At 66.1% G+C, this 13,013-nt stretch carries 12 protein-coding genes; 1 reads left to right on the forward strand and 11 read right to left on the reverse strand.

The features are described 5' to 3' along the window. The gene (locus tag QNO10_RS11320; RefSeq protein ID WP_229947281.1) at positions 1-2,007 is read left to right on the forward strand and encodes an oxidoreductase; all 2,007 of its coding nucleotides are present in this window, start codon (positions 1-3) and stop codon (positions 2,005-2,007) included. Positions 2,008-2,110: 103 nt separating this feature from the next. Here QNO10_RS11320 and tuf read toward each other — a convergent pair whose 3' ends face one another. From tuf to QNO10_RS11375, 11 genes are all read right to left on the reverse strand, one after another. Continuing rightward, positions 2,111-3,301: an elongation factor Tu gene (tuf, locus tag QNO10_RS11325; RefSeq protein WP_227918747.1), complete on the reverse strand. Its 1,191-nt coding sequence runs from the start codon at positions 3,299-3,301 to the stop codon at positions 2,111-2,113. 219 nt (positions 3,302-3,520) lie between these two features. Next, positions 3,521-5,635, reverse strand: coding sequence for an elongation factor G (gene fusA, locus QNO10_RS11330; protein WP_229947279.1), 2,115 nt, complete (start codon positions 5,633-5,635; stop codon positions 3,521-3,523). 110 nt (positions 5,636-5,745) lie between these two features. After that, a complete protein-coding gene (gene rpsG, locus QNO10_RS11335) occupies positions 5,746-6,216 on the reverse strand; it encodes a 30S ribosomal protein S7 (RefSeq protein WP_146361062.1) in 471 nt (156 codons plus the stop codon). 1 nt (position 6,217) lies between these two features. Further along, positions 6,218-6,592: a 30S ribosomal protein S12 gene (rpsL, locus tag QNO10_RS11340; RefSeq protein WP_146361060.1), complete on the reverse strand. Its 375-nt coding sequence runs from the start codon at positions 6,590-6,592 to the stop codon at positions 6,218-6,220. Positions 6,593-6,932: 340 nt separating this feature from the next. Beyond that, positions 6,933-7,736 carry an IclR family transcriptional regulator domain-containing protein gene (locus QNO10_RS11345; protein ID WP_442860238.1) on the reverse strand — a complete coding sequence of 268 codons (804 nt, stop codon included), beginning with the start codon at positions 7,734-7,736 and terminating at the stop codon, positions 6,933-6,935. 8 nt (positions 7,737-7,744) lie between these two features. Continuing rightward, on the reverse strand, positions 7,745-8,410 hold the full coding sequence (locus QNO10_RS11350; RefSeq protein WP_229947275.1) for a 3-oxoacid CoA-transferase subunit B: 666 nt from the start codon (positions 8,408-8,410) through the stop codon (positions 7,745-7,747). Beyond that, positions 8,407-9,090 carry a 3-oxoacid CoA-transferase subunit A gene (locus tag QNO10_RS11355; protein ID WP_229947274.1) on the reverse strand — a complete coding sequence of 228 codons (684 nt, stop codon included), beginning with the start codon at positions 9,088-9,090 and terminating at the stop codon, positions 8,407-8,409. The genes QNO10_RS11350 and QNO10_RS11355 overlap by 4 nt, the downstream gene beginning before the upstream one ends. Before the next feature lie 29 nt (positions 9,091-9,119). After that, positions 9,120-10,319: a thiolase family protein gene (locus QNO10_RS11360; protein ID WP_229947272.1), complete on the reverse strand. Its 1,200-nt coding sequence runs from the start codon at positions 10,317-10,319 to the stop codon at positions 9,120-9,122. A 57-nt stretch (positions 10,320-10,376) separates the two neighbouring features. Further along, positions 10,377-10,778, reverse strand: coding sequence for a 4-carboxymuconolactone decarboxylase (gene pcaC, locus QNO10_RS11365; RefSeq protein ID WP_283995864.1), 402 nt, complete (start codon positions 10,776-10,778; stop codon positions 10,377-10,379). A 4-nt stretch (positions 10,779-10,782) separates the two neighbouring features. Next, the gene (locus tag QNO10_RS11370) at positions 10,783-11,595 is read right to left on the reverse strand and encodes an alpha/beta fold hydrolase (protein ID WP_229947270.1); all 813 of its coding nucleotides are present in this window, start codon (positions 11,593-11,595) and stop codon (positions 10,783-10,785) included. Then, the gene (locus tag QNO10_RS11375; RefSeq protein WP_229947269.1) at positions 11,592-13,013 is read right to left on the reverse strand and encodes a lyase family protein; all 1,422 of its coding nucleotides are present in this window, start codon (positions 13,011-13,013) and stop codon (positions 11,592-11,594) included. Before QNO10_RS11375 ends, QNO10_RS11370 begins: the two co-directional genes overlap by 4 nt.

Raw genomic sequence — 13,013 nt, forward strand, 5'->3', positions numbered from 1 at the left:
ATGCTGGACCGGGTCTTCTCCCCTGTTTCCCTCGGGCCGCTCAGGCTGGACCACCGGATCGTTATGGGGTCCATGCACCTGAACCGGGAGGAGGACCCGTTGGCCCTGGCGGCGTTCTACCGGGAACGGGCCGCAGGCGGTGCCGGGCTCATCGTGACCGGAGGTGCGGCGGTCAACCGCGCGGGTGCGGGCGGGGCAAACTACCTGCTGATTAACGAACCCGGCGCGGCAGCCCTGATGTCACCGGTTCTCGACGCCGTGCATGAAGCAGGCGGCAGGCTTGCCCTTCAGTTGTTCCACGCCGGGCGGTACGCGTGGGAGGCCACCTACGGCATCCGCCCCACAGCACCGTCGGAAATCTACTCGGACTTTTCCCGCTGCCTGCCCCGCGCCCTGACGTCTCGGGAGGTCGAGGACACAGTGGGCGATTTCGCTGCAGGTGCCGCCGCTGCACGCGCCTTGGGCTTCGACGCCGTGGAAATCATGGGTTCCGAAGGCTACCTGATCAACCAGTTCGCCTCTCCCCTGACCAACCGGCGGCAGGACCGCTGGGGCGGGGATCCACAGCGGCGGCAGTCCTTCCCGCTTGCCGTGCTGCAGGCTGTCCGCGAAGCCGTCGGAGCTGCCTATCCAGTCATTTACCGCACGTCCGGTGCCGACTTCGTGACGGGCTCCAGCACCAGGGAGGAGTCAAGGGACCTGGCTGTGGCGCTGGCCGTGGCAGGCGCTGATGCGCTGAATATCGGCATTGGCTGGCACGAGTCTCGGGTCCCTACTGTCCAGGGCCTCGTTCCGCACGGGCGGTGGATGGAAATTGCCGGCGGCATCCGGAACGCCCTGGCGGCCGCGGGACAGCCCGTCCCGGTCATCGGCAGCAACCGGATCAACTCGCTGGAGCTTGCGGAGCGTTCCCTGGCCGCCGGGCACGCGGACCTGGTTTCGATGGCACGCCCTTTCCTCGCCGACCCGGCTATCGTGGCCAAGACCCGGCGCGGAGAGTCGAACCTCGTCAACACCTGCATTGCCTGCAACGAGGCCTGCATCGACCGGTCGATGGGCGCCGAACCTGTCTCCTGCCTGGTCAACCCGCGGGCCGGCCGTGAAACGGAATTCCCGCTCCCGCCGCGGCCGGACCGGCGCCGCGTCAGTGCCCCGGTACGGGTTGCCGTGGTGGGAGCAGGTCCCGCGGGCATGCAGGCTGCCGCAACGCTGGCGCAGTGGGGACATCCGGTGGACCTCTATGAACGGGACAGCTCCATCGGCGGCCAGTTCCAGCTGGCCGGCCGGGTCCCGGGCAAAGAGGACTTCCTGCAGACCATCAGGTATTTCAGGAACGAACTGGCACGGCTGGGGGTGCGTGTGCTGACCGGCGCTCCTCCGGGCGCCGGGGACCTGGCCGGCTACGCCCACGTGGTCCTCGCGACCGGTGTGCTGCCCCGTCCCGTTCCGTTGCCGGGTGCCGGCCTGCTACCCGTGCTGGACTACCGGCAGGCCTTCGCAGATGTGGAGCGGCTGGGAGCGCGCGTGGTGATCGTGGGAGCCGGCGGCATAGGCGTGGACCTGTCCCGCCTGCTTTCCGACCCCCGGGTCCCGGGCGGTCCCCGGATCGTCACGATCCTGCGCCGCGGCATCCGGATCGGTGAAGGCATCGGCCCGTCCACCCGGTGGGCGGTGCTGCAGGACATCCGGGCGGCCGGAGTCCGTACGCTGTCCGGCACCGTGCCCCTGAGCGTCACCCCAAAAGGCCTCCGGGTCCGGGACCGCACGGGCGGGAGGATCCTGCCGGCCGACGCCGTCGTCCTCGCTGCCGGCCAGGTTCCGCATAATCCCCTGCAGGCACAGCTGGAGGACCGCGGCATGGCTTTCACGGTGGCGGGCGGTGCCCTGGATGCCACCGGGCTGAACGCTGTCCGTGCCTTCGAACAGGGACTCTCCGCCGGTACGACCGTGGCGCGGTTGCTGTCCGGCCGCACCCGCAGCCAGCGTGCGGGCACCGGCAGCGGCTAAGGAACGGACTTCAGCTGACAGAAGGGATAAAAGCAGCAGGGCCCCGCTGCCGAAGCAACGGGGCCCTGCTAAGAACCGAAACGGTTCAGGCTAAATCATCAAATTACTTGATGATCTTGGTGACGCGGCCTGATCCAACGGTGCGGCCGCCTTCGCGGATAGCGAAGCCGAGGCCCTCTTCCATAGCGATCGGCTGGATGAGCTCAACGGTCATCTCAGTGTTATCGCCGGGCATAACCATTTCAGTGCCCTCGGGGAGGGTGATGACGCCGGTTACGTCCGTGGTACGGAAGTAGAACTGCGGGCGGTAGTTCGAGTAGAACGGGTTGTGGCGTCCGCCTTCATCCTTGGACAGGATGTAGACGTTGGCTTCGAAGTCGGTGTGCGGGGTAATGGAACCCGGCTTTACGACAACCTGGCCACGCTCTACGTCTTCGCGCTTGATGCCGCGGAGCAGCAGGCCACAGTTCTCGCCGGCCCATGCTTCGTCAAGCTGCTTGTGGAACATCTCGATACCGGTAACCGTGGTCTTCTGGACCGGACGGATGCCGACGATCTCGACCTCGGAGTTGATGGCGAGGGTACCGCGCTCGGCGCGGCCCGTGACAACGGTTCCACGACCGGTGATCGTGAAGACGTCCTCGATCGGCATCAGGAACGGCTTGTCCTTGTCGCGAACCGGGTCCGGCACGTTGTTGTCAACGGCTTCCATGAGCTCTTCGACGGCTGCAACCCACTTGGGGTCGCCTTCGAGAGCCTTGAGGCCGGAAACGCGGACGACGGGAGCGTTGTCGCCGTCGAAGTCCTGGGAGCTCAGCAGTTCGCGAACTTCCATTTCCACGAGGTCGAGCAGTTCTTCGTCGTCAACCATGTCGGACTTGTTCAGTGCGACCAGCAGGTAGGGAACGCCAACCTGGCGGGCGAGCAGAACGTGCTCGCGGGTCTGGGCCATCGGACCGTCAGTAGCGGCAACCACGAGGATTGCGCCATCCATCTGAGCTGCACCAGTGATCATGTTCTTGATGTAGTCAGCGTGGCCGGGGGCGTCTACGTGTGCGTAGTGGCGCTTCTCGGTCTGGTACTCGATGTGCGAGATGTTGATGGTGATGCCGCGCTGGCGCTCTTCAGGTGCAGAGTCGATAGCAGCGAAATCGCGCTTTTCATTCAGATCAGGGTACTTGTCAGCAAGCACCTTCGAAATGGCAGCGGTCAACGTCGTCTTTCCATGGTCAACGTGACCAATGGTGCCGATGTTGACGTGCGGCTTAGTCCGCTCGAACTTTGCCTTCGCCACGGGTTCCTCCTAGAGAGTTAGAAGACTCAATCTCCAGCCGCGCTTTTCGCAACTGAAACTGATGTAAGTCTACTTGGGGCTGTTTATTTGATGAAATTGCCGATTTCCGCAGCAGCCTCGTAAGGCCGCTCAGTCTGGCTATGCGCCCGGTCCGGGCCGAAGCCCGGACCTGGCGCACACGGCGGGTTTCCCGGTCGGAACCGGTCCACCCTCCAAGTTTTACTCGCCGCGCGTCTTCTGGATGATCTCGTCGGCAACTGCCTTCGGGACCTCGGCGTAGCTGTTGAAGGACATGGAGTACACGGCGCGGCCCTGGGTCTTGGACCGCAGGTCGCCGATGTAACCGAACATGCCGGACAGCGGGACGTGTGCCCGGATGACCTTTACGCCGGCTGCATCTTCCATGGACTGCATCTGGCCGCGACGGGAGTTGATGTCACCGATAACTTCACCCATGTATTCCTCAGGGGTGCGGACTTCAACATCCATCAGCGGTTCGAGCAGGACAGGGCTCGCCATACGGGCGGCTTCCTTGAAAGCCTGCCGTCCGGCGATCTTGAACGCCATTTCCGAGGAGTCAACATCGTGGTAGGCGCCGTCAAGCAGCGTCGCCTTGATGCCGACAACCGGGTAACCGGCGAGCACACCGTCAGTGAGCGCGCTCTGGATACCCTGGTCAACGCTGGGGATGTATTCGCGGGGAACACGACCACCGGTGACCTTGTTCTCGAACTCGTAGAACGTGCCGTCGGAAGTATCCAGCGGCTCGATGGCGATCTGGATCTTTGCGAACTGACCCGAACCACCGGTCTGCTTCTTGTGCGTGTAGTCGTGCTTGGCGACTGCACGGCGGATCGTTTCGCGGTAGGCGACCTGGGGCTTGCCCACGTTTGCCTCGACGCGGAACTCGCGGCGCATGCGGTCCACCAGGATGTCCAGGTGGAGCTCGCCCATGCCGGCGATGATCGTCTGGCCGGTGTCTTCGTCGAGGGAGACCTGGAAGGTCGGATCCTCTTCGGAGAGCTTCTGGATGGCCGTGGAGAGCTTCTCCTGGTCACCCTTGGTCTTCGGCTCGATGGCCACGGAAATCACGGGCTCCGGGAAGCTCATGGATTCCAGCACGATCGGTTCCTGAAGGTCGCACAGGGTATCGCCCGTGGTGGTGTCCTTCAGGCCGATGGCGGCGTAAATGTGGCCCGTCGTGATTTCCTCGACCGGGTTTTCCTTGTTGGCGTGCATCTGGAAGAGCTTTCCGATGCGCTCCTTCTTCTGCTTGGTCGCGTTCATGACCTGGGCGCCGGAAGCAGCGTGACCGGAGTACACGCGGATGTAGGTCAGACGGCCGAAGAACGGGTGCGTCACAACCTTGAAGGCGAGAGCCGAGAACGGAGCCTTGGCATCAGCGGCGCGCTCGAGGATGACCTCTTCGTCGCGGATGTCGTGGCCCTTGATGTTCGGGACGTCAAGCGGGCTGGGCAGGTAGTCGACGACGGCGTCCAGCATCGGCTGCACACCGCGGTTCTTGAAGGCAGAGCCACAAAGAACCGGGTAGACCTCGGAGTTGATGGTCAGCTTACGGATGCCGGCCTTCAGCTCGGCAATGCTGATCTCTTCGCCTTCGAGGTACTTGTTCATCAGTTCGTCGCTGGCTTCAGCAACGGTCTCGACGAGCTGTGCGCGGTACGATTCGGCCTTTTCCTGCAGTTCTGCGGGGATCGGTTCGATTTCGTACTTGGCGCCCATGGTCACGTCACCCTTGGCGTCGCCGCGCCAGGTGAGTGCACGCATTTCGATGAGGTCAACGACGCCTTCGAATTCGCTTTCGGAGCCGATCGGCAGCTGGAGGACCAGCGGCTTGGCGCCGAGGCGGTTGATGATCGTGTCTACGGTGAAGTAGAAGTCAGCGCCGAGCTTGTCCATCTTGTTGACGAAGCAGATACGCGGAACGTCGTACTTGTCAGCCTGGCGCCAGACAGTCTCGGACTGCGGCTCCACGCCTTCCTTGCCGTCGAAGACAGCAACGGCGCCGTCGAGGACGCGCAGGGACCGCTCAACCTCGACAGTGAAGTCAACGTGACCCGGGGTGTCGATGATGTTGATCTGGTTGTTGTCCCAGTAACACGTGGTAGCTGCGGAGGTGATGGTGATGCCCCGCTCCTGCTCCTGTGCCATCCAGTCCATCGTGGACGCACCGTCGTGGGTCTCGCCGATCTTGTGGTTGACACCCGTGTAGAACAGGATGCGCTCAGTGGTAGTTGTCTTGCCGGCATCAATGTGGGCCATGATGCCGATGTTGCGGACCTTATTCAGGTCGGTAAGCACGTCAAGTGCCACGGTTTCTCCCTTTTTTGGTTGCTTCCGTCAACGGCGCTTATCCGGCTGAAGCCCTGCGGCCCGCAAATGCGGGCCACAGGGCCTTCAGCGGCTGCCGTCAGCTTGGCGTATTACCAGCGGTAGTGGGCGAAGGCCTTGTTGGACTCGGCCATCTTGTGGGTGTCCTCGCGGCGCTTCACAGCTGCACCAAGACCGTTGGAAGCGTCCAGGATTTCGTTGCGCAGACGCTCAGTCATCGTCTTCTCGCGGCGGGCCTTGGAGTAGCCGACCAGCCAACGCAGAGCCAGTGCGGTTGCACGGCCCGGCTTGACCTCGACGGGAACCTGGTAAGTGGCGCCGCCAACACGGCGGGACTTGACCTCAAGGCTCGGCTTGATGTTGTCCATTGCCTTCTTCAGGGCTGCAACCGGATCCTGTCCGGTCTTCTCCTGGGCGCCTGCAAGTGCACCGTAAACGATGCGCTCTGCGGTGGACTTCTTGCCGTCTACCAGAACCTTGTTGATCAGCTGCGTGACCAGCGGGGAGCCGTAGACGGGATCCAGTACGAGCGGCCGCTTGGGGGCCGGACCCTTGCGGGGCATATTACTTCTTCTCCATCTTCGCGCCGTAGCGGCTGCGAGCCTGCTTGCGGTTCTTGACACCCTGGGTATCGAGGGCACCGCGGACAATCTTGTAGCGGACACCGGGAAGGTCCTTCACACGACCGCCGCGCACCAGCACGATGGAGTGTTCCTGAAGGTTGTGACCCACACCGGGGATGTATGCAGTTACTTCGATGCCGCCGTTGAGGCGGACACGGGCAACCTTACGCAGAGCCGAGTTCGGCTTCTTCGGGGTGGTGGTGTAGACGCGGGTGCAGACACCACGGCGCATCGGGCTGCCCTTGAGGGCAGGAGCCTTGGTCTTCGAGACCTTGGGTGAGCGGCCCTTGCGGACCAGCTGCTGAATCGTAGGCACTTTCGTGTTCTCCGTTTTTTCTCGAGATAATTCTCTGGTTGCCTCGTCCCGCTGCCAGCTGAAAGCCGGACCGGGGCGACGCGCTTCAAGTCGTTGCCGCAATGCCCCGAGAAGTTCCGATATTCTCGCCGAAAGCGACCGTAGGCGTGCAAAAGTGTGGCATTCGTTGCGCAAGGACCCCGCAACCCGGAAACAGGCCCGCCCATTCCTTTCGGAATGCATTCCTCCGAGTATCTCTCCACGGAGGGCACGCGAGCGGCCTTCATCCACTGCCACACAAACAATTGGTTTTCAGTCTAGCAGACTTAACCGGTCCCCGCGGAAAGTGCCGGCGAGGTCACTAGCTGCGGGCAGCCAGCGCCTCGGTGATCCGGGCAGAAGCCCGCTGCAGGTGCGGCAGGACGCGGGCGGCCGCCTCGTCCAATGTTGGGGCATTCAGGCCCATGGCCGCCTGCATGGATGTGTTCAGGGCCGCCACTACCGATCCCTGCGGATCGCGCACGGGAACGGCGATGGACCGCAGGCCCAGCTCCAGCTCCTGGTCCACGACTGCCCAGCCCTGGTCCCGTGCCTGTGCCACCAGTGCACGCAGCCGGTCCGGATCGGTTACGGTCCGCTCCGTCAGCGGGAGCAGTTCCGCCGTCGCGACGTAGGCCTCGAAACGCTCCTCGGGGAGCCCGGCCAGCAGCACCCTGCCCATGGACGTGGCATAGGCGGGGAACCGGGTGCCCACGTTGATCCCCACGGTCATCAGGCGCCGCGTGTGGATGCGGGCAATGTAGACGATCTCGCCGCCGTCCAGCACCGACGCCGATGTGGACTCCGAAATTTCCCGGGAAAGGTCCTCCAGCACGGGCTGTGCCAGCCGTGGCAGGGACTGGCCGGATAGGTAGGAATACCCCAGCTGCAGCACCAGTGCGGTCAGCTCGAAGCCCCGGCCGTCGGTGCGGACGTAGCCCAGCTCCACCAGCGTGAGCAGGAAGCGGCGGGCGGTGGCCCTGGTCAGTCCGGTGCGGCGCGAGACCTCGCTCAGGGTCATCTGTACGTGGTCGGCGTCGAAGGCCCGGATCACCAGGAGCCCACGCGCCAGCGACTGCACGAACTGGTCGCTGGACTGTACCGTGTCGCCCACCTGTCCCCCCATATGTTTGGTTACTGCTGTTGGCCGGCTGCGGCGCGGATCAGCGGAATGTCCATCTTCGCAGCGAGTTCCTCGAACGTCGTCCCGAAGGTCTCGCGCACGTGGACGCCGCCGTCCTTCAGCAGGAAGACCGCCTCATTAGTGTAGACGCGGGTGACGCAGCCGACGCCCGTGAGGGGGTAGCTGCATTCCTTCACGAGCTTGCTGAGGCCGTCCTTGGTGAACAGGGACATCATGACGTAGACGTCCTTGGCGCCCGTGGCCAGGTCCATGGCGCCGCCCACCGCCGGGATGGCATCGGGGGCACCGGTGTGCCAGTTGGCCAGGTCACCCGAGGCGGAGACCTGGAAGGCACCCAGGACACAGACGTCAAGGTGTCCCCCGCGCATGATCGCGAAGGAGTCGGCGTGGTGGAAGTACGCGGCGCCCGGCAGTTCGGTGACCGGAATCTTGCCGGCGTTGATCAGGTCCGGGTCCACCTCGTCGCCGGTGGCTTCCGGCCCCATTCCCAGCATGCCGTTCTCGGTATGCAGGGTGACGTGCTGTTCGGGCCGGAGGTAGTTCGAGACCAGGGTCGGCTGGCCGATGCCCAGGTTCACGAAGGACCCGGGGGCGATGTCGGACGCCACCAGGGCGGCGAGTTCGTTCTTGCCCAGCTTCTCGGTTGTGGTGCTCATGCTGCGGCCGGTGCTTTCTCCTGGTCCACGCGGACCAGGCTGTTGACGTAGATTCCGGGGGTTACCACGGATTCGGGGTCCATTTCTCCGATGTCCACGATCTCGCGGACCTGCACAATCGCGGTCTTGGCCGCGGCGGCCATGATCGGACCGAAGTTGCGGGCGGTCTTCCGGTAGACGAGGTTGCCTGCCCGGTCGGCGCGCAGCGCCTTCACCAGGGCGAAGTCGGCATGGAGGGGCGTCTCGAAGACATAGCCGCGGCCGTCGATCATCCGGGTTTCCTTGCCTTCGGCCAGCGGGGTTCCGTAGGCGGTGGGCGTAAAGAACCCGCCGATGCCGGCACCGGCGGCCCGGATGCGTTCCGCCAGGTTGCCCTGGGGCACCAGTTCCAGTTCGATCTCGCCGGCCCGGTACCTGGCATCGAAGATCTGCGAATCGGACTGCCGGGGGAAGGAACAGATGATCTTCTTCACCCGGCCGGCGCCGATCAGGGCAGCCAGGCCCTGTTCGCCGTTCCCGGCATTGTTGTTCACGACTGTCAGGTCCTTGGCACCCTGGCGCAGCAGCGCCTCGATGAGTTCCACGGGCTGGCCGGCGCGTCCGAACCCGCCGATCATGACGGTGGCGCCGTCGTGGATGGGCGCAACGGCCTCATCGACGTCCTGCACAATGTTGAGCACGGTTTTTCCTTACGTCTAGGTGACGGTTCTCAGTTGGCGTTTTCGAGCACGACGGCGAGGCCCTGGCCGACGCCGATGCAGATCGCCGCCACCCCCCAGCGTTCACCCGATTCCTGCAGGCGGCGGGCCAGGGTGCCGAGGATACGCGTGCCGGAGGCTCCGAGCGGGTGGCCGATGGCTACCGCGCCGCCCCAGGCATTGACGATTCCGGGGTCGATGTCCCAGGCGTCGAGGCAGGCCAGGGACTGGGCGGCGAAGGCTTCGTTGAGTTCAACTGCCCCGACGTCGCTCCAGCTGATGCCGGCCCGCTTCAGCGCCGTGTTGGCTGCTTCCACCGGGGCGTAACCGAAGAACTGCGGCTCGTTGGCGGCCGCCCCGCGGCCGGCGATCCGGGCCAACGGCGCCAGCCCGAGGATTCCGGCCGCGTTCTCGCTGCCGAGCCAGGCTGCGGAGGCTCCGTCGTTCAGCGGCGAGGCGTTGCCGGCGGTCACGGTGCCGCCGGAGGCATCGTCCGAGACCGGGCGGAAGACGGTGCGCAGTGTGGCCAGCTTCTCCACCGTCGAGCCTGCACGGATGCTTTCATCCCGGGCCAGGTCCACACCGTCGACGGCGACCGTGAGGTTCGCGTATTTCCCGTCGTCCCAGGCCTTGGCGGCGAGGGCGTGCGAGGCGGCAGCGAATTCGTCCTGGCGCTCCCGCGTGATGCCGTACTTCTCGCGCAGCTGCTCGGTGGCCTCCCCCAGGGAGACGGTCCATTCCTTGGGCATGGCCGGATTGACCAGGCGCCAACCCAGCGTGGTGGAGGCCAGCGTCTGGTCTCCGGCCGGGTACGGCTTTTCGTTCTTGGGCAGCACCCAGGGGGCGCGGCTCATGGATTCCACGCCGCCGATGAGCATCAGGTCCGCTTCGCCGGTGTTGATCTGCCGCGAAGCGATCAGGGCCGCGTCCAGGGAGGAGCCGCAGAGGCGGTTGACCGTGGTGCCGGGGAGGGAGGTGGGCAGGCCGGCCAGCAGGGTGGCCATGCGGGCCACGTTGCGGTTCTCCTCGCCGGCGCCGTTGGCGTTGCCGAACACCACTTCGTCGATGCGCTCGGGATCGAGCCCCGGAGCACGGGACACGGAAGCCTTCAGGACCTGCGCGGCCAGGTCGTCCGGCCGGACTCCTGCCAGGGCCCCGCCGAACTTGCCGAAGGGGGTGCGGACTGCGTCGTAGATATAGGCCTGGTTCACCGGTGCTCCTTGAACTGGAAAGCGAAAACTCGAATGGCTGGAAGGGACCTGCGCGGCTTAGGCCGCGTCAATCTCCCGGAAGACGCCCTGGGCTACCTTGAAGGCGGAGTTGGCGGAAGGGACGCCGCAGTAAATCGCGGACTGCAGCACGATCTCCTTGATCTCGTCCCGGCTAAGCCCGTTGCGGAGCGCAGCGCGCACGTGCATGGCGAACTCCTCCAGGTGGCCGTGCGCAATCAGGGCGGTCAGCGTGATGGCGCTGCGCATGGTGCGCGGCAGCCCCGGCCGGGTCCAGATGGTGCCCCACGCGTACTGGGTGATCAGATCCTGGAAATCGGTGGTGAAGTCGTCCTTGCCGGCGTTGGCCCGGTCCACGTGCTCGCTGCCGAGGACCTCGCGGCGCACCGCCATGCCCTCGTCGTACACGTCCTGCCGGCTCTTGTTGGCATCTGCAATCACTGCGTTATTTCCCTTCCAGGTACTGGGCGCCGAAGAAATCCTTCAGCAGTTCCGCGGTCCGCTGCGGCTGCTCCACCGGGACCAGGTGGGCGGCGCCGTCAACGACGGCGGCGGTTCCGTTGGTGACGCGGTCCGCGATCAGCTGCGCGAACGACGGCGGGGTGACGACGTCGTCGGCGCCTGCGACGGCGAGGATGGGCACCGTGATGTCCGGCAGCCGGCGGCGGAGGTCAAAGGCTGCCAGCGCCTCGCAGCACAGGGCGTAGGAGAAGCGGTCCGCATCCTGCAGGGAGTGCAGGAGGGCGGCCGCTGCACCCGGTTCCCGGTCCATAAAGCCCGGCGCAAACCAGCGCTGCCCCGAGCCGACCACCTGTGTGGGAGTGCCCTGGGACCGTACGGTTTCCGCCCGCTCTTCCCAGCCTTCGGCCTCGCCGATCTTCGCACCGGAGCAGAGGACTGCGATGCCGTCGAACAGTGCCCCGTGGTCCAGTCCCAGCTGCAGCCCGACGGCGCCGCCCAGGGACACACCGGCATAGAACACCGGTGCGTCGGCGGCAATGTCTCCGGCGCTGCGGGCAGCGGTGACCAGGCCGGCGACACCGGCGGCCAGGTCCGCGACGCTGAAGGGTTCATGGGCGGCGGGGCTGACCCCGTGTCCGGGCAGGTCCCAGGCAATGACGGTGAAGGTGTCCAGTGCGGCAGCCGCGCGGCTCCACAGGGGGATGGACGCGGTGCCCAGGGACGGTCCGGCGATCAGGACCGGGGCTCCGGGGCCGGCGTCGGAGAGGCGCGAGGCCTTGATGACGGGGATGCTCATGCTGGGGTCTTTCCGGGGTAGGCGGCGGTGATCCGCTCGATGAGGGCGGTGGCCTCCCCTAGGTATTCGGCGGGGTCGAGGACGCTCTTGAGTTCCGCATCGGAGAGGGCCCCGGCGGGAACGGCGCGGCGCAGCAGTTCTTCGAAGGACTTCCCCGAGGAGAGGGACCGGGCGACCGTTTCGGTAATGATTTCCTTGCCGCGTCCTGGCACGCCGTCGTCCAGCAGCGGTGCCACTACGGCCATGATCTTTTCGCTGACCACAAGCGGTCCGGCGGCGTCCAGGTTCCGGGCCAGGGCGTCGGTGTGCACCTGCAGGCCTCCGGCCAGTTCGGCCAGCTTTTCCGCGGCTCCCCCGGCCAGGCGCAGCAGGGACCTCAGTGCCTGCCATTCCACGTGCCAGGAGCCGCTGGGGCGTTCATCATCCGCGGCGGCGGCAGCGGCGTTCAGCTGCATCCCGTAGCCGGGGGCGGCCAGGGCGGCGCTGCGGATCAGGACGGACAGGACGGGGTTCTGCTTCTGCGGCATGGCGGAGGACCCGCCGCGGCCGGCGGCACGGGGTTCGGACACCTCGCCGATTTCCGGGCGGCTCAGCAGCAGGACGTCGTTGGCGACCTTCCCGGCAGCGGCGGTGAAGTCCTGCAGGGCGGCTCCGAGGGCGGTCACGGGCAGCCGGTTGGTCTGCCACGGCGCAAGGGGTTCCACGAGGCCTAGCCCGTCGGCGAGGCGTGCGGTGAGGTCGAAGGCGGTGGGCCGTGCGCCGCCGCCGTCAGGGGAAGCGGACCCGGCGGCGAGGGTGAGGGCAGCGAGTGTGCCGGAGGCACCGCCCCACTGCAGCTGGAGGTTGTCGGCGGCGGTGCGCAGCCCCTGCGTGGCGGACCCGACGCCGTGCAGCCACTGGGCGGCACGGAGGCCGAAGGTGGAGGGCAGGGAGTGCTGGGTCAGGGTGCGGGCCACGCACAGCGTTGCGGCATGGCGGCGAGCCAGCTCGGCCAGGGCGGCGGCGGCCCTGTCTGCGTCTGCCAGGACCGCTTCCAGGGTTCGGCGGGCCAGCAGCATCAGGGCCGTGTCCATGATGTCCTGGCTGGTGGCACCGCGGTGGATTGCAGCGGCTGCCTTGGGATCCTGCGCCCGGGCCTGGGCCCGCAGGTCGGCCAGCAGGGGAATGACGGGATTGCCGCCGCCCTGCGCACGCTCGGCGAGGGACGCGGCGTCGTACCGGGAGGCATCGCTGACGGCGGCCACCGCGGCGGGTGCTTCCGGATCGGCCAGTCCGGCGCCGGCCAGCACCCGCACCCATTCGAGCTCAACATCCAGCAGTGCCTGGAGCAGCTGGCGGTCACCGGTCAGGTCTGCGGCGCGTGTACCCGCCCAGGCCGGGGAGAGCAGCCCGTAATCGGCACTGTCTGTGGCACCCAC

It is taken from the genome of Arthrobacter sp. zg-Y919 (genome assembly GCF_030142045.1).
GTDB lineage: Bacteria > Actinomycetota > Actinomycetes > Actinomycetales > Micrococcaceae > Arthrobacter_B.